At 72.9% G+C, this 15,191-nt stretch carries 16 protein-coding genes; 7 read left to right on the forward strand and 9 right to left on the reverse strand.

All coding sequences use genetic code 11. The features are described from left to right. Positions 1-83 precede the first annotated feature (83 nt). A complete protein-coding gene (kbpA, locus tag ACZ4Z3_RS33400) occupies positions 84-1,013 on the reverse strand; it encodes an AfsK-binding protein KbpA (protein WP_468504547.1) in 930 nt (309 codons plus the stop codon). Between the two features lie 268 nt (positions 1,014-1,281). Here kbpA and ACZ4Z3_RS33405 point away from each other — a divergent pair, with 268 nt between their 5' ends. Continuing rightward, on the forward strand, positions 1,282-1,929 hold the full coding sequence (locus ACZ4Z3_RS33405; protein WP_079049852.1) for a TetR family transcriptional regulator: 648 nt from the start codon (positions 1,282-1,284) through the stop codon (positions 1,927-1,929). A gap of 153 nt (positions 1,930-2,082) precedes the next feature. Here the strand turns inward: ACZ4Z3_RS33405 and ACZ4Z3_RS33410 are convergent, their stop codons facing one another. Continuing rightward, the gene (locus ACZ4Z3_RS33410) at positions 2,083-2,583 is read right to left on the reverse strand and encodes a nitroreductase family deazaflavin-dependent oxidoreductase (RefSeq protein WP_468504548.1); all 501 of its coding nucleotides are present in this window, start codon (positions 2,581-2,583) and stop codon (positions 2,083-2,085) included. Further along, a complete protein-coding gene (locus ACZ4Z3_RS33415) occupies positions 2,583-3,779 on the reverse strand; it encodes an acyl-CoA dehydrogenase family protein (RefSeq protein ID WP_468504549.1) in 1,197 nt (398 codons plus the stop codon). The genes ACZ4Z3_RS33410 and ACZ4Z3_RS33415 overlap by 1 nt, the downstream gene beginning before the upstream one ends. Before the next feature lie 125 nt (positions 3,780-3,904). Between ACZ4Z3_RS33415 and ACZ4Z3_RS33420 the strand changes: the two genes are divergently transcribed. Both ACZ4Z3_RS33420 and ACZ4Z3_RS33425 read left to right on the forward strand, forming a co-directional pair. Next, complete coding sequence (locus ACZ4Z3_RS33420) at positions 3,905-5,110, forward strand: thiolase C-terminal domain-containing protein (RefSeq protein ID WP_468504550.1); 1,206 nt, start codon at positions 3,905-3,907, stop codon at positions 5,108-5,110. A gap of 35 nt (positions 5,111-5,145) precedes the next feature. Further along, positions 5,146-5,832: a pyridoxine/pyridoxamine 5'-phosphate oxidase gene (locus tag ACZ4Z3_RS33425; RefSeq protein ID WP_468504551.1), complete on the forward strand. Its 687-nt coding sequence runs from the start codon at positions 5,146-5,148 to the stop codon at positions 5,830-5,832. Positions 5,833-5,959: 127 nt separating this feature from the next. Here the strand turns inward: ACZ4Z3_RS33425 and ACZ4Z3_RS33430 are convergent, their stop codons facing one another. The 5 genes from ACZ4Z3_RS33430 to ACZ4Z3_RS33450 all read right to left on the reverse strand — a co-directional run bounded on the left by ACZ4Z3_RS33430 (position 5,960) and on the right by ACZ4Z3_RS33450 (position 9,283). Continuing rightward, positions 5,960-6,748, reverse strand: a complete 789-nt coding sequence (locus tag ACZ4Z3_RS33430) for a DUF5995 family protein (protein ID WP_468504552.1) — start codon at positions 6,746-6,748, stop codon at positions 5,960-5,962. 37 nt (positions 6,749-6,785) lie between these two features. Beyond that, on the reverse strand, positions 6,786-7,619 hold the full coding sequence (locus ACZ4Z3_RS33435) for a class I SAM-dependent DNA methyltransferase (protein ID WP_468504553.1): 834 nt from the start codon (positions 7,617-7,619) through the stop codon (positions 6,786-6,788). Positions 7,620-7,707: 88 nt separating this feature from the next. Beyond that, positions 7,708-8,376, reverse strand: a complete 669-nt coding sequence (locus tag ACZ4Z3_RS33440; protein WP_468504554.1) for a GNAT family N-acetyltransferase — start codon at positions 8,374-8,376, stop codon at positions 7,708-7,710. A gap of 35 nt (positions 8,377-8,411) precedes the next feature. Then, on the reverse strand, positions 8,412-8,837 hold the full coding sequence (locus ACZ4Z3_RS33445) for a Zn-ribbon domain-containing OB-fold protein (protein WP_468504555.1): 426 nt from the start codon (positions 8,835-8,837) through the stop codon (positions 8,412-8,414). Continuing rightward, positions 8,837-9,283 carry a DoxX family membrane protein gene (locus ACZ4Z3_RS33450; protein WP_468504556.1) on the reverse strand — a complete coding sequence of 149 codons (447 nt, stop codon included), beginning with the start codon at positions 9,281-9,283 and terminating at the stop codon, positions 8,837-8,839. The genes ACZ4Z3_RS33445 and ACZ4Z3_RS33450 overlap by 1 nt, the downstream gene beginning before the upstream one ends. Before the next feature lie 305 nt (positions 9,284-9,588). Here ACZ4Z3_RS33450 and ACZ4Z3_RS33455 point away from each other — a divergent pair, with 305 nt between their 5' ends. Beyond that, complete coding sequence (locus ACZ4Z3_RS33455) at positions 9,589-10,797, forward strand: flavin-containing monooxygenase (protein ID WP_468504557.1); 1,209 nt, start codon at positions 9,589-9,591, stop codon at positions 10,795-10,797. 13 nt (positions 10,798-10,810) lie between these two features. Here the strand turns inward: ACZ4Z3_RS33455 and ACZ4Z3_RS33460 are convergent, their stop codons facing one another. After that, the gene (locus tag ACZ4Z3_RS33460; protein WP_468504558.1) at positions 10,811-10,993 is read right to left on the reverse strand and encodes a hypothetical protein; all 183 of its coding nucleotides are present in this window, start codon (positions 10,991-10,993) and stop codon (positions 10,811-10,813) included. A 232-nt stretch (positions 10,994-11,225) separates the two neighbouring features. On the opposite strand from ACZ4Z3_RS33460, the gene ACZ4Z3_RS33465 reads away from it, so the two are divergent. The 3 genes from ACZ4Z3_RS33465 to ACZ4Z3_RS33475 all read left to right on the forward strand — a co-directional run bounded on the left by ACZ4Z3_RS33465 (position 11,226) and on the right by ACZ4Z3_RS33475 (position 15,144). Continuing rightward, the gene (locus ACZ4Z3_RS33465) at positions 11,226-13,478 is read left to right on the forward strand and encodes an acetate--CoA ligase family protein (protein WP_468504559.1); all 2,253 of its coding nucleotides are present in this window, start codon (positions 11,226-11,228) and stop codon (positions 13,476-13,478) included. 58 nt (positions 13,479-13,536) lie between these two features. Then, a complete protein-coding gene (locus tag ACZ4Z3_RS33470) occupies positions 13,537-14,364 on the forward strand; it encodes an enoyl-CoA hydratase/isomerase family protein (RefSeq protein ID WP_468504560.1) in 828 nt (275 codons plus the stop codon). 120 nt (positions 14,365-14,484) lie between these two features. Beyond that, positions 14,485-15,144 (forward strand): flavin reductase family protein, encoded by a 660-nt coding sequence (locus ACZ4Z3_RS33475; protein WP_468504561.1) that lies wholly within the window; start codon positions 14,485-14,487, stop codon positions 15,142-15,144. The last annotated feature ends 47 nt before the right edge of the window (positions 15,145-15,191 follow it).

The raw sequence follows: 15,191 nt of genomic DNA on the forward strand, positions 1-15,191 counted from the left end.
GCGTACCACCGGCGCACAACCCCCTCGTCCGCCCCCAGAACACTCCCCCATGCCTACCCGTACGACATTGGCGCCACAGCCTCTCAGCCTTCGTCTTCGCGCCCTTCGTCCCCTTCTCGCCGCAGATCGTCAGGGTCCTGCTCCTTCTGACCCTCCTCCCGCGGCGCCTCCCGCCAGTCGCCCCCGGCCCTCCGCTGGAGCAGCGCGAACGACGCGCCTTGATTGTCCGTGACGACCGCCACATTTCCGTACGACGTGTCGAACGGCGGCACCTGGACCCGACCGCCGAGCCGGGTGACCACGCCCAGGGCGGCCTCGCAGTCCTCGGTACCGAAGTGGACGAGGAAGTGCGGCGGCATCTCGGCGGGGAACACCTCGGTGACGGCGGCCCGCCCGAAGTCGGGGTCGGCGTCGGGCCCGAAGAGCGCGTCGTGGAAGAGGTGCGCGTAGAAGGCGTTGGCCGCCTCGGTGTCCCGCGTGTACAACTCCGCCCAGGCGAAGGTCCCCGGCTCGTGCCGCCGCCCGAACCCCGGGTGCGTGCCCGCCTGCCACAGCCCGAACACGGCCCCCTCCGGATCCGTGGCCAGCGCGGCGACCCCCAGGTCCCCGACCGGGGTCGGCGTCGTGATCACCTGTCCGCCGGCCGCCGTGAGCCGCGCGGTGAGCGCCACCGCGTCCGGCGTCGCGAAGTGCGGCGTCCACACGGTGGGCATCCGCCCGTCGGGCTTGGGCACGAGCGCGGCCACGGGGGCGAGAGGGACGTCCGAGGAGGCGTCCGGGGGGACCTCCGAGGAGGCGTCCGGGAGAACGTCCGAGGGGGCCTCGGACGGTGTGGCGGAGGGAGTGGTCGACGGTGTGGCGGACGGCGCGGGGAGGTAAGCCCAGACCTCGTGCGCCCCGTCGCCGGGAGCCACCTTGAACGTCCACCCGAAGAGCTCGCCGTAGAAACGCTTCCCGGCCTCCACGTCGGGAAGCTGCACATCGATCCAGCACGGAACGCCCTCGGGGTACATACCGCCAAGCTAACGGCGCCCCACGCCCACCGCGCGCGGAGCGCGTGCGTGCGGGTGGCCGACGGAGCCGGGGCACGCCCCGGCGTACCCGCCCGTCCCGGTGTCCCCGCCAGTCCCGGTGTCCCCGCCCGTCCCGCTCCTCCCACGCAGCGAAAGAAACCCGCCACCCCGTTGCCCGTAGCGTCGCGAGAAGCCTGTGGTGAAGCCCGTACGCCCCATTTGCAGTCGGCCGAATCGCGCTCCGATCACCCCTCGGTAAGCTGACGGCATGACAGGACAAGTGCGTACCGTCGACGGCCGCGTGGCCGGCCGACGTGGGCAGGCGACCCGGCAGAAGCTGCTCGACTGCCTCAGCGAGATGCTCAGCTCCTCCCCCTACCGGGACGTCAAAGTCATCGATGTCGCCCGGAAGGCGGGGACTTCGCCCGCGACCTTCTACCAGTACTTCCCGGACGTCGAGGGCGCGGTCCTGGAGATCGCGGAGCAAATGGCCGCCGAGGGAGCCACGTTGACGTCGCTCCTCGAAGGGCGCTCCTGGGTGGGCAAGGCCGGCTGGCAGACCGCCCAGGAACTCGTCGACGGCTTCCTGGAGTTCTGGCGCAAGAACGACGCGATCCTCCGCGTCGTGGACCTGGGCGCCGCCGAGGGCGACAAACGCTTCTACAAGATCCGCATGAAGATCCTGAACTCGGTCACCAACTCCCTCTCGGAGACGGTGAAGGAGCTCCAGGCCAAGGGCCGGGTCGACAAGGACGTGAGCCCGGGCGCCCTCGCCGGTTCCCTCGTGGCCATGCTCGCCTCGGTCTCCTCGCACCAGAAGGGCTTCCAGTCCTGGGGCGTGAAGCAGGCCGAACTGAAGCCGAACCTGGCCCTCTTGGTGCACCTGGGCATCACCGGCAAGAAGCCCACGAAGTAGCCGGGAGCACCCCGGGCGGTCCCGGACGCGGATCCTGTCACGCGGGCGGCACCCTCACCGAGGGACACCGCCCGCCGCGTCCTCACCGTCGCCGGGGCGATCCGGAACACCGCGTCCTCACCGCCGCCGGACGATCCGGAACCCCCGTGCCCCTCACCGCCGGCTGATCCGGAACACCCGGATCTCCCGCTCCACCCGGGCCTGGTAGGTCGCGTACGGCGGCCAGAAGCGCAGCAGTTCCTTCCACGCCGCCGCCCGTTCCTCGCCCTGGAGCAGCCGCGCGGTGACCGGGATGTCCTCGCCCTTCCAGCTGATCACGGCGTCGGGGTGGGCCAGGAGGTTCGCGGTCCAGGCGGGGTGGTCGGTCCGGCCGAAATTGGAGCCGATGAGCAGCCAGCTGCGGCCGCCCTCCTCGGGCATGCAGGCCAGCGGTGTGCGGCGCGGCACCCCGCTCCGCGCCCCGGTCGCGGTCAGGACGATCCCCGGCAGCAGTTGCGCGCTGAGGAGCACCTTGCCCCGTGTCATCCGGTGCACGGCCCGGTCCAGGGCGGGGATGACATGGGGCGCCACCCGCGCGAACGCCGGAGCGGACGACACCTTCTGCACCCATCGCACGCCTGCGTCCTTCAGGCCACTCGCGCTCTTCGAGGCCATCAGCCCCGCACCTCCTCGTCGTCGCCGCCGAACATGCCCGCCAGCTCCGCCGCCCGCCCCCGCAACCGGTGCACGGGGCCGAGGAGCAGCGCGCCCGCCGTGGCGCGCTTGACGTACAGATGCGCCTCGTGTTCCCAGGTGAAACCGAGGCCGCCGTGGAACTGGACGCCCTCCGCGGCGGCGGTCCGCAGCGCCTCCAGTGCCTGGGCGAGGGCCTGCCCGCCGACCCGTTCGCCGCGCACGCCGGCGCTCCACGCCGCGTAGTACGCCGCCGACCGGGCGGCCTGCACACCCACGTACACGTCCGCCAGCCGGTGCTTGACCGCCTGGAACGATCCGATCGGCCGCCCGAACTGCTCCCGCTGCCCCACGTGGGCGACGGTCCGCTCCAGGGCCCGGCCGGCCGCTCCGACGGCCTCGGCGGCGAGGACGGCGGCGGCTGCGTCGCCCACCCCGGCGAGCGCCGCCGGTACGTCCGCCTCGTCGTCCTCGCCGAGCAACTCGGCCGGACTGTCGCGCAGTTGGATCCGGCCCACCGGTCGGGTCTCGTCGAGGGCGGTCTGCCGTACCCGTACGAGCCCCGTCGCCTCCGCCCGGACGAGGTAGAGCAGTGTGCGTGACCGGGCGAAGCCGCCGGTGTGGGCGGCCACGAGGAGCAGGCCCGCGCTGTGCCCGTCGAGCACCTGCGTGACCTCCCCGTACAGTCGCCAGCCGTCGCCGGACCGCCGTGCCTGCACTCCCCCGGCGCGGCCGCCGCCGGCCCACGCGCCGTGGTTGTCGCCGGTCAGGGCGAGCGCGGTGGCGAGGGCGGCGCCGGGGACGGCGAGCGCGGCGGTGAGGCGGCCCGTGGCGAGGCGCGGGAGGAGCCGGTCGCGCTGGCGGTCGGTGCCGAGGGCGAGGACGAGGGGGGCCGCGAGGAGGGCGGTGGCCGGCAGCGGCGAGGGGGTGAGGCCGCGCCCCAGTTCCTCGCATGCGAGGGCCAGTTCGGTGACCGAGCAGCCGACCCCGCCGTACTCCTCGGGGAGCGCGAGCCCCGGCAGGCCGAGCTGTTCGGCGAGCGTCGTCCACAGCGCGGTGTCGTATCCCTCGCCGGTCCGTACGGCCGCCCGGACGTCCTCCGGGCCGCTGCGCTTGAGCAACAACTCCCTTACCGTGCGGCGGATCTCCTCCTGCTCGGCGGTGAAGCGGGCGTCCATGGGCGGGTCCCCCTCTGCTCACCCTCTGCTCGATCCGACATCGATCTGACGGTGCGTCATGTTAGAGCGGGAGGCGACGGAAGCACAGGTCCCCCGCGCCGGGAATCTGATGTACCGTCAGGTCCATGACCGCTGCCGCCGTACCGGGGATCCGCAGGGGAAGGGCCGGCCGCCGCGAGGTGGCCGTCGTGGGGGTCGCGCTCGCCGACTGCGGGCGCGTGGACGACGCGACGCCGTACGCGCTGCACGCGCAGGCCGCCCGCCGGGCCCTGGCGGACGCCGGCCTGGAGCACACCGTCGTGGACGGGCTGGCGTCGGCGGGCCTCGGGACGCTGGCGCCGGTGGAGGTCGGCGAGTACCTCGGGCTGCGGCCGACGTGGGTGGACTCCACCTCGGTCGGCGGCGCCACCTGGGAGGTCATGGCGGCGCACGCGGCGGACGCCATCGCCGTCGGGCACGCCAACGTCGTGCTGCTCGTGTACGGCTCCACGGCCCGCGCCGACATCAGGGCGGGCCGCCGCACCGGCACTCTCTCCTTCGGCGCCCGCGGCCCCCTCCAGTACGAGGTCCCCTACGGGCACACCCTGATCGCCAAGTACGCCATGGCCGCCCGCCGCCATATGCACCAGTACGGGACGACCCTGGAGCAGCTCGCCTCCGTGGCCGTGCAGGCGCGGGCGAACGCGGCGGTGAACCCGGAGGCGATGTTCCGCACGCCGATCACCGTCGACGACGTGCTGTCCTCCGCGCCGATCGCGGACCCGTTCACCAAGCTCCACTGCTGCGTCCGCTCCGACGGGGGCGCGGCGGTCGTCCTGGCGGCCGAGGAGTACGTACGGGACTGTCGTCCGACCACCCCCGCCTGGGTCCTGGGCACCGGGGAGCACGTCTCCCACACCACCATGTCCGAGTGGCCCGACTTCACCGTCTCCCCGGCGGCGGTCAGCGGCCGTCTCGCCTTCGAACGCGCCGGGGTCCGCCCGTCCGAGATCGACTTCGCGGAGATCTACGACGCGTTCACCTACATGACGCTGGTGACGCTGGAGGACCTGGGTTTCTGCGCGAAGGGCGAGGGCGGCCCCTTCGTGGAGAAGAACCGCCTGACCCTCGCCGGGGACCTCCCCGTCAACACCGACGGCGGCGGCCTGTCCGCCCAGCACCCCGGTATGCGCGGCCTCTTCCTCCTCGTCGAGGCCGTCCGCCAGCTGCGCGGCGAGGCAGGCGAGCGGCAGCTGCGCTCCCCCGGCGGCGACCTCCCCCGGCTCGCCGTCGCCTCCGGCACGGGAGGCTGGTTCTGCTCGTCGGGGACGGTGGTCCTGGGACGGGGGTGAGGGCCCGGCCTGACCCGGCCCGGCAGAATCGGCGCATGAGCACTCCCGGCGCCGACGCCCCCTCCGACTTCGTCCAGCTGCTGCGAACCCTGCGGGTCTGGGACCCCGAGGTCACCGAGCTGCCCGGCTTCGACCCGGCCACGGCGCCCGCCGCACCGGTCCCCCTGTTCACCACCTGGTTCGCGGACGCGGTCGCGGCCGGGCAGCCCGAGCCGCACACGATGTCGCTGGCCACGGCCGACGAGGAGGGCAACCCGGACGTCCGTACGGTGATGCTGCACGACGTGGACGAGCACGGCTGGCACTTCGCGACGCACTCCGGCAGCCGCAAGGGACGGCACCTCGCGGCCCGCCCGTACGCGGCCCTCGGCTTCTACTGGCCCGTGCGGGGGCGGCAGGTGCGGGTGCGCGGCCGGGTCGCGGTGGCCCCCGCCGCGTTCGCCCAGGCCGACCTGCACGCCCGCTCGACGGGCGCGCTGGCCGCGGCCCTCGTGGGACAGCAGAGCGCGGTCCTGCCCTCCCTGGCGGAGCTGGAGCGGGCGTCCGACGACGCGTGGGCACGGGCCGAACGGGAGCCGGACGCGCTCGTACCGTCCTGGACGGCGTACACGGTCGAGCCGGACGAGGTGGAGTTCTTCCAGGGCGACGCCCGCCGACGCCACGTCCGGCTCGTCTACCGCAGGGCGGAGGGGGGTTGGGCCACGGAACTGTTGTGGCCGTGAGGCACGCGGACGCCTGGGGAGAGGCCCTGGGCGGCTGCGGGGCCGGGGGCCTGGTTCAGCCGTGCGCACCCTGCCGGGCGGGAGAGCCGAGCTCAGCGGCCGTGCCCTGCCGGGGCCGGGGCCGGGCTCAGTCGTCCGTGCTTCGCCGGGTGGCGGGCCGTTCCATCGCTCTGTCCAGGTGGGCGATGACGGCCGGGACGTCGTCGCTCTCGGTTGCGCGGATCAGCTCCAGGGCCGGTCGGACGAGGCCGCCGGGGCGGGCGATCAGTCGGGCCAGTACGGCGGCCCGGATGTCGAGCCGCTCGATGGTCTCCGCCTGCTCCTCCTCGGTCTGGCCGGCGAGCAGCACGGCGTCGTGCCAGGCCTCCTGACGGGACCGGCGGATGCTGAAGTCGAGGATCCGCTCGTCGGTGCGGGCCCCGATCCGGTCCAGCAGCGACAGGAGCGGCGACAGGGCGTCGATCGAGTCCTGCACCTCCAGGACGACCCGCCCGAGGATGTCGTTGATCAGCAGGAAGTCGCGCCGCAGCGCGTGGATGGACGCACCGGGGCAGGTCCGCGCGGCGGCGACGGCCAGGTCGAGGTTGATGTGCGCGTTCACGCCGAGCAACAGATGCTGGACGATCACCGTGTCGGAGTCGTCCAGCAGCCCGAACGCCTCACGCCAGCAGCGCGGCCCGCTCCGGTCGGCGCGCCAGGCGTCGTACGCCTCGAAGTAGCGGTTCCCGAAGTACGTGTCGAACCGGTCCATACGGGCGCCGTCGTCGAACTGCCCCTCATGGATGGCCGTACGGACCTCGACGGTCACCTGCCGGTACAGCGCCGCGAAGTAGCCGATCCGGTCGCCGGCGCGGCGGGCGTCCCGCACGACCTCGGCGAGCCCGTCCACGACCTCGTCTATGTTCCCTGCCGCCATGTCCCGCTCCCGTCCCGTGCGCCTCGGCCCCACCGGTTCATTCCTTCTCCCACACCGACACATGCCGGGTGCTGTCGCTGGTGAACGGCCGCCGGTCCCAGTCCTCCCAGCGGTCGCGCAGCCGCATCCCGGCGAGCCGCGCCATGAGGTCCAGCTCGGCCGGCCACACGTAACGGAACGGGATCGAGTGGTGCGTCGCCCGCCCGTCGACGACGCGCACATGGTGCGACCGCATACCCTGCGTGGCCACGTCGTACGTGTCGAAGCCCAGCCGGTCCGGGCCCACATGGAACGGCACCGCGTCCTGCCCCGGCGGCAGACTGCGCAGCGCCGGCACGCCGACCTCGATGACGAAGCAGCCGCCGGGCACGAGGTGCGCGGCGGCGTTGCGGAAGCAGTCGACCTGGGCGTCCTGTGTGAGCAGGTTGTTGATCGTGTTGAAGACGAGGTAGGCGACGGTGAACTCGCCGTCCGCGCGGGCGGTGGCGAAGTCCCCGATGGTCACGCCGATCGCGTCCCCGCCGGGCTTGGCCCGCATCCGCTCCACCATGGCGCGCGACATGTCGATGCCGTGCACGGGGACGCCCGCGCGGGCGAGAGGCAGGGCGATGCGTCCGGTGCCGACGCCGAACTCCAGCGCGCGGGGCTTGTGCCCGGGCTGTTCGGCTAGTTCCGCGATCAACGCCACAGCCGGATCGACCGTCTCCGGGGTGAACATCTCGGCGGACGTCTCGTCGTAGTGGGCGGCGATGGCCTCACCGAAGTGGCCGTCGGGGTCGTCGACAGTGGCGTACCCGTCGTCGGGGGCCTGCGTCCTCACGTCGTGGTCGGGTGTCTGTACGTTTCCGTGGTCACGTCCCTCTGCACGCATTCTCACGACCGTACCGAGGAAGGCCCGCCGCCCGCACGCGGATTTACGCCCGCTTCGGCCGGGGCCCGACGTTCCCGCTCGGGCCTCGCTATAGGTCTCCGCCCGGCGCTGGGTCGGTGGACAGGCGGGCGTGGAGGTGGGCGTCGCGGAAGGCGTCGTGCCGTCCCGCCTCCCACATCGCCCCGCGCAGGGTCCCCTCGTACGGGTACCCGCACCGCTCGGCGATCCGGCAGGACGCGTCGTGGCCGAGGGCGTGGTCGAGTTCGATGCGGTGGAGGCCGAGTTCGGTGAAGGCCCAGCGCGTGGCGAGGTCGACCGAGTGGCGGGCGACCCGCCGGCCGCGGGCCTCCGGCAGCACCCAGTAGCCGATCATGGCCCGCCGCATGAGCCGGTCGATCCCGCTGAACCCGACCTGTCCGAGCGTGACCCCGCTCTCCGCGTCCGCGACCCGGAACGTCGCGGTGCTCCCCTCCGCGTCGGTCTCCGCGCGCCGCCGCAACGACTCACGCGCCCCCGCGGGCCCGTCGTCCAGCATCAGGGGCGTGTTCCACCGCCGGAACTCCGGGTCGGAACGCCCCCGGAACCAGGCGTCCACGTCGGCGTCGGACTCGGCGTCCCAGGCACACAGCACGAGCCCGTGCCCGTGCACCTCGGCACGGGACGCGGCCCCGGACGACTCGGCGGCCCCGGCGGACCCTACGAACCCGACGGACTCGGCGGGCGATTCATCGGCACACGACTCAGGAGTACGACTCACACCGCCATTGAAACCGAGGCCCGTCCGCCCCGGCCCTACGGGGTCACGCACACCTTGAACACCGGCACCCGGAACCCCCCGGCCTCCCGGAACACCGCCTTCACCTCCATCCCCACCCGCAGGTCCGCCGCCGCGCACTCCACGACCTCGGTCATCATCCGCGGCCCCTCGACGAGGTCGACGACGGCGGCGACGTACGGGACCCGTTCCCCGAAGGGCGGCAGGTCGTTGCGGTGGACGACGGACCACGTGTACAGCGTGGCCCGGCCGCTCGCCTCCTCCCAGCGCACGTCCTCGCTCCAGCAGTGGGGGCAGAACTCACGGGGGTAGTGGTGGGCCCGCCCGCAGGCCCCGCACCGCCGTACGAGCAGCCGCCCCTCGGCGGCCGCGTCCCAGTACGTACGGCTGAAGGCGTCGGCCTCCGGCAGATCGAACCGGCCGCCGGTCCCGCCGGAGCCCATCAGAAAAGCCCCAGCGCGCTGTCGAGCGACCAGCTCTGCCACGACATCCCGAACAGCGCCACGACCGAGATCAGCGCCATCATCGAGTTCTGCCCCTGCTCGGCCCAGTCGTGGATCATCAGCACGAAGTAGACGAGGTTGAGCAGCAGCCCCCCGACCAGCGCCACGGGGGTGAGGAAGCCGAGGATCAGGCCGAGCCCGAGGGCGAGTTCGGCGTACGCGACGACATACGCCATGGTCCGGGGCCGGGGCTTCACCACCACGTCGAAGCCGGTGCGCACCGCTTCCCACCTGTGTTTCCCGGCCACCCCGGCCGCCCAGGCGATCCCGGCGCCCTGGAACCAGGTCTTCTTGTCCTTGTGCCGCCAGCTCTCCAGCCACCACAGCCCGAGCCCAATCCGCAGCACAGCCAGCCATTCACCACCGGAGAGCCAGACCGAGTCCATGGCTGCCGCCCTTCGACGCGTCCGCGCGGAGTTTCTGACGGTACGTCAGTTCAGCGGACGGGAGGGGGAAGCGCAAGACGTGGAGCGGGAAGCGCACAACCCGGCGACAGCGGCATGAGGTGCGGACCACGGGGACGCGGCGCACACCGGGGCTCCGCGCCACCCCCACCCACGCCACGCGCCCGCCATATTCCGGGAGACCTACGCCACAGACCTCACGCGCTCCTCCTCAGCCGTGATCAATCCGCAACCAATTCCGGTCTTGACCGAGACCCATCAATGATGGACGTGAATACGCTCGGCTCATGGCCGACTCCAGAGCTTCCGCGACCCCCGCCTCCGACCACCCGGTCTATGTGATCGGTGGCGGTCCCGGCGGGCTGGCCGTCGCCCACGCGCTGCGTGCCCGGGGGATACGGGCCGTCGTACTGGAGAAGTCCGACGCGGTGGGCGCGTCCTGGCGGCGCCACTACGACCGGCTGCGCCTGCACACCACCCGGCGGCTGTCGGCGCTCCCCGGCCTGCCGATACCGCGCCGCTTCGGCAGGTGGGTGGCGCGGGACGACGTGGTGCGCTACCTGGAGAAGTACGCCGAGGTCCACGCGCTGGAGATCGTGACCGGCGTCGAGGTCACCCGCGTGGAGCGGAACCCCGACGGCACCTGGCTGCTGCGCGCCACCGGCGGCCGTGAGCTGACCGCCGGCGCGGTCGTCGTCGCCACCGGCTACAACCACACGCCGCACATCCCGGACTGGCCCGGCCGCGACACCTTCACCGGCGACCTGTCGCACGCCTCCGCGTACCGCAACCCCGAGCCCTACGCCGGCCGTGACGTCCTCGTCGTCGGTATCGGCAACACCGGCGCCGAGATCGCCGTCGACCTCGTCGAGGGCGGGGCGAAGCGGGTACGGCTCGCGGTGCGGACGGCCCCGCACATCGTGCGCCGCTCCACGGCCGGCTGGGCCGCCCAGTACAGCGCCGTCCTCGTGCGGCGGCTCCCGGTCGCCCTGGTGGACCGGATCGCCAAGCCGATGGCCCGGCTCAGCGTGCCCGACCTGTCCGCGCACGGGCTGCCCCGCCCCACCTCCGGCCTGTACTCGCGGGTCAACGAGGGCTCCATCCCCGTCCAGGACGTCGGCATCATCGACGCCGTCCGCAAGGGGAAGGTGGAGATCGTCGCCGCGGTGGAGAAGTTCGAGGACGGCAAGGTCGTCCTCGCCGACGGCTCGCACGTCGAGACCGACGCCGTGATCGCCGCCACCGGTTACCGCCGGGCCCTGGAGGGACTGCTCGGCCATCTCGACGTCCTGGACGGGCGCGGCAAGCCGGTCGTACACGGAGCGCGCTCCCCGCGGAACGCGCCCGGCCTGTACTTCACCGGCTTCACCAACCCCATCAGCGGCATGTTCCGCGAACTCGCCCTCGACGCCGAGAAGATCGCCAAGGCCGTCGCCCGCACCGGAGGCGTCGCCACGCGCGACGCGGTCACCGTCCAGGTACGCGTCGCGCGCTGAGGGGGCGCCGAGATCAGTTCACCGCCAGCACCGCCGTGTTGTTCGACGTGTCCGGGTCGAACGCGAACCGCCCGGACACCGGGTGGCCGCTCACCGCTCCGGTCGCGCCGGGTGTGATCCTGGTCGACAGTCGGGCGGCCGGGACGAGCCGACGGTCGCAGCCGCCCGGAGGCGGAATCCGGCCGACGGTGGACACCCGGCCGACCTTCGACGCCGCCCGGCCGTCGAAGCCGACCGCAGCCGTATACGTCTGACGGCCACCCCCGGCGGGTACAAATCCCCGTACCGCCACGTAACTTTGCCCGCACACCCATTCCTGACGCAGCGTCAGTTCAGTAATCTGAAATCTGACGTTGCGTCAGTTGGATGAGTGATACGTGACCGCGTCACCTCAGTGAATTGGCTGTCACACAGGAGCGGGCGGACCGATGCTTGGATCAACCCACGGCACCCTCACCACCGACTCCCGCCGGGCCCGGGCGATCGCCTGCGGCGAGACCCCCCAGCAGATCGTGCACGGCAGACCTGCCGAGGCCGGCGACCTGGACGTCAGCGGGCGCCCGCTGTACGCAGCCGTCCCCGATCTGGACCGGTTCTTCCGCCCCGAGTCCGTGGCCGTGGTGGGCGCCTCGGACGCGGAGGGCCGCCCCAACACCGGGATCACCCGGCAGCTGCTCGCCTGGGCCGAACGGGTCGGCGCCCGGCTCCACCCGGTGCACCCGACGCGCCCCTCCGTCTTCGGCGTCCCCTGCTCCCCTTCCGTCGCCGACCTGCCCGAACAGGTCGACCTCGCCGTGCTGCTCGTCTCCGACCCCCTCCCGCTGATCGACGAACTCGCCGAGGCCAAGGTGAAGTTCGCCGTCGCCTTCGCCTCCGGGTTCGCGGAGACCGGCGAGGAGGGCGCCCTCGCCCAGGAGCGGCTGGCCGCGGCCGTCGCCCGCTCAGGAGGCATGCGGCTGCTGGGCCCGAACACCAACCTCAACGCCTTCGAACGCTTCCGCGACGACCTGGACGGGCCCGCTATCGCGCTGATCACCCAGTCCGGCCACCAGGGCCGCCCGGTCTTCTCCCTCCAGGAACTCGGCATCCGCCTCTCCCACTGGGCCCCCACCGGCAACGAGGCCGATCTGGAGACCGCCGACTTCATCTCCTACTTCGCCGAGCGCCCCGAGGTGGGCGCCATCGCCTGCTACATCGAGGGCCTCAAGGACGGCCGCTCCTTCCTCCTCGCCGCCGACCGGGCCGCCCGCCGGGGGGTGCCCGTCGTGGCCGTGAAGGTCGGCCGCACCGAGGCCGGCGCCCGCACCGCCGCCACCCACACCGGCAAGCTGACCGGCGCGGACGCGGTGGTCGACGCGGCCATGCGGCAGTACGGCGTGATCCGCGTGGACGGGCTGGACGAACTCCAGGACACGGCCACCCTGCTGGCGCGGGCCCGGCGTCCGCGCGCCGGGGCCCCGTCACGTCCGGTGGCCGACGGTGTCGTCGTCTATTCGATCTCGGGCGGTACGGGCGCGCACTTCGCGGACCTGGCGACGGAGGCCGGGCTGCGCCTGCCGACGCTGTCGGAGGCCAAGCAGGCCGAACTGCACCAGTGGATCCCCGGCTATCTGAACGTGGCCAACCCGGTCGACAACGGCGGGCACCCGGTGGGCGACTGGCGCGGCCCCCGCATCCTCGACGCGATCCTCGACGACCCGGCGGTCGGCGTGCTGATCTGCCCCATCACCGGCCCCTTCCCGCCGATGAGCGACAAGCTCGCCCAGGACCTGGTGGACGCCGCCGAACGCACCGACAAGCTGGTGTGCGTGGTGTGGGGGTCGCCGGTGGGCACCGAGGACGCCTACCGGAAGACGCTGCTCGGGTCGTCGAAGGTGGCGACCTTCCGCACCTTCGCCAACTGCATCACCGCCGTCCGCGCCCACCTCGACCACGCCCGCTTCACCACCGCCTACCGCTCCCCCTTCGACGAGGCGCCGCGCTCCCCGTCGCCCTCCTTCCGCAAGGCGAAGGCCCTGATGCGGCCGGGGCAGCAGCTGAGCGAGCACGCGGCCAAGCAGTTGCTGCGCGCCTACGGGATACGGGTGCCGCGCGAGCAGTTGGTGACGAGCGCGGCGGCGGCCGTGCGCGCGGCGAGCCTCGTCGGCTACCCGGTGGTGATGAAGGCGTCCGGGGCGCGGATCGCCCACAAGACGGAACTCGGCCTGGTGAAGATCGGGCTGACCTCCGCGAGCCAGATCCGTGACGCCTATCGCGAACTCACCGACATCGCCCGCTACGAGGACGTGTCGCTCGACGGGGTGCTCGTCTGCCAGATGGTCGAGCGGGGTGTGGAGATGGTCGTGGGGGTCACGCACGACGACCTCTTCGGGCCGACGGTGACGGTCGGACTCGGCGGTGTCCTCGTCGAGGTGCTCCACGACGCGGCCGTACGCGTGCCGCCCTTCGGGGAGGACCAGGCGCGCGCCATGCTCGCCGAACTGCGCGGCCGGGCCCTGCTGGACGGGGTCCGCGGGGCACCCCCGGCCGATGTCGACGCGCTCGTGGAGGTCGTGCTCCGGGTGCAGCGGATGGCGCTGGAACTGGGGGACGAGATCGCGGAGCTGGACATCAACCCGCTGATGGTGCTGCCGAGGGGGCAGGGCGCCGTGGCCCTGGACGCGCTGGCGGTGTGCCGCTGAACGCCGACCCACCACACCGGACAAGGCCGTCGCACCCCGTGACAGATGGAGCACCCACATGTCCGCTTCCCCCCTTGAACGTACGGAAAAATCCCGTGACTCATTGATACTGCACGCCACTGACAACGCCGTCTCGTGGATCACTCTCAACCGCCCCGAGGCGATGAACGCCCTCACCCCCGACCAGCGCGACCGTCTCGTCCAGCTGCTCTCGGACGCCTCCGCGGACCCCGCCGTGCGGGCCGTGGTGATCACCGCGACGGGCCGCGGGTTCTGCGCGGGCGCCGACCTGCGCGGCGGGGCGGCCCGCCCCGCCGACCGGGTCGCCGGCGACGTGGCCCGCACCATCCGTCTCGGCGCCCAGCGGCTCGTCGCGGCCGTCCTCGACTGCGAGAAGCCGGTGCTGGCGGCGGTGAACGGCACGGCGGCCGGTATCGGCGCGCATCTCGCCCTCGCCTGCGATCTGGTCCTGGCGGCCGAGGAGGCCCGTTTCATCGAGGTGTTCGTCCGCCGCGGACTCGTCCCCGACGGCGGCGGCGCCTACCTCCTGTCCCGGCTGATCGGGCCGCAGCGCGCGAAGGAGTTGATGTTCTTCGGCGACGCCCTGTCCGCAGCGGACGCGGAACGGCTCGGCCTGGTCAACCGGGTCGTCCCCGCCGCCGCCCTGGAGCAGACGGCCCGCGAGTGGGCCGGGCGCCTGGCCGCCGGCCCCACCCGGGCCCTGGCGCTGACCAAGCACCTGGTCAACGCCTCCCTCGACGCCGACCGCGCCACCGCCTTCGCCGCCGAGGCCGCCGCCCAGGAGATCAACATGACTACGGCGGACGCCCAGGAGGGCGTGGCGAGCTTCACCGAACGCCGCGCGCCCCGCTTCGAGGGCCGCTGAACACCCCGCCCCCGGGGAAAGCGACGGACCGATCACCGCCGGAGCGACCGGCACGGCGGGCGACGCGCGGCCGTTGCGGCCCTTCACTTCTGACGGTCCGTCAGTTTCAATGGGGCTGTGATGGGACATGCGGGAATGGCGGCGGCCGCCGTCCGATATCTACGGTCCGACCGGACGCGGGCGACCGCGCCCTCGCGCCCGGTCGAAGCACTGCCCCGCCCCGAGCTGCGCTGTGTCCGCGAGGGCGAGCGGGTGCCGGTCGACCAGGCGGAGTTCCGCCGCGTCCTGGGCAGCTTCGCGACGGGCGTGACGGTCATCACCGCCCCACCGGCGCCCGACACCACCCCGGACATCCCAGGGCCGGCGCCCCGCCCCGCCGGTTTCGCCTGTCAGTCCTTCTCCTCGCTCTCGCTCGACCCGCCCCTCGTCGTCTTCATGGTCGGCCGTACGTCGACGACCTGGCCCCTCATCGCTCGCGCCGGCGTCTTCTGCGTGAACGTACTCGGCGCGGATCAGGGCGAGTTGTGCCGGCGCTTCGCGGTGAGCGGGTCGGACAAGTTCGCCGGTGTCGTCCACGACCCGGCCCCCGTCACCGGCTCGCCCCGCCTCGCCGGCGCCGCCGCCTGGATCGACTGCGCGATCCACGCCGTGCACCCCGGAGGGGACCATCTGATCGTGGTGGGCCGGGTGGAGGCCCTGGGCACCGCCGACGCCGACGAGGCGTCGAGCGCACCCCTGCTGTTCCACCGCGGCCGCTTCGGCGGCTTCACAACACGCTGAGACCCCCGCCGTTTCACACCAGGCTGAGACACCCCGCGGTTTCACGA

The sequence above is a fragment of the Streptomyces sp. NPDC030296 genome, from assembly GCF_055572815.1.

Excerpts from the sequence above, each read along its gene's own strand:
- kbpA (WP_468504547.1), bottom strand. The coding sequence starts at position 1,013 with ATGTACCCCGAGGGCGTTCCGTGCTGGATCGATGTGCAGCTTCCCGAC.
- ACZ4Z3_RS33405 (WP_079049852.1), top strand. The coding sequence starts at position 1,282 with ATGACAGGACAAGTGCGTACCGTCGACGGCCGCGTGGCCGGCCGACGT.
- ACZ4Z3_RS33410 (WP_468504548.1), bottom strand. The coding sequence starts at position 2,583 with ATGGCCTCGAAGAGCGCGAGTGGCCTGAAGGACGCAGGCGTGCGATGG.
- ACZ4Z3_RS33415 (WP_468504549.1), bottom strand. The coding sequence starts at position 3,779 with ATGGACGCCCGCTTCACCGCCGAGCAGGAGGAGATCCGCCGCACGGTA.
- ACZ4Z3_RS33420 (WP_468504550.1), top strand. The coding sequence starts at position 3,905 with ATGACCGCTGCCGCCGTACCGGGGATCCGCAGGGGAAGGGCCGGCCGC.
- ACZ4Z3_RS33425 (WP_468504551.1), top strand. The coding sequence starts at position 5,146 with ATGAGCACTCCCGGCGCCGACGCCCCCTCCGACTTCGTCCAGCTGCTG.
- ACZ4Z3_RS33430 (WP_468504552.1), bottom strand. The coding sequence starts at position 6,748 with ATGGCGGCAGGGAACATAGACGAGGTCGTGGACGGGCTCGCCGAGGTC.
- ACZ4Z3_RS33435 (WP_468504553.1), bottom strand. The coding sequence starts at position 7,619 with ATGCGTGCAGAGGGACGTGACCACGGAAACGTACAGACACCCGACCAC.
- ACZ4Z3_RS33445 (WP_468504555.1), bottom strand. The coding sequence starts at position 8,837 with ATGGGCTCCGGCGGGACCGGCGGCCGGTTCGATCTGCCGGAGGCCGAC.
- ACZ4Z3_RS33450 (WP_468504556.1), bottom strand. The coding sequence starts at position 9,283 with ATGGACTCGGTCTGGCTCTCCGGTGGTGAATGGCTGGCTGTGCTGCGG.
- ACZ4Z3_RS33455 (WP_468504557.1), top strand. The coding sequence starts at position 9,589 with ATGGCCGACTCCAGAGCTTCCGCGACCCCCGCCTCCGACCACCCGGTC.
- ACZ4Z3_RS33465 (WP_468504559.1), top strand. The coding sequence starts at position 11,226 with ATGCTTGGATCAACCCACGGCACCCTCACCACCGACTCCCGCCGGGCC.
- ACZ4Z3_RS33470 (WP_468504560.1), top strand. The coding sequence starts at position 13,537 with ATGTCCGCTTCCCCCCTTGAACGTACGGAAAAATCCCGTGACTCATTG.
- ACZ4Z3_RS33475 (WP_468504561.1), top strand. The coding sequence starts at position 14,485 with ATGGGACATGCGGGAATGGCGGCGGCCGCCGTCCGATATCTACGGTCC.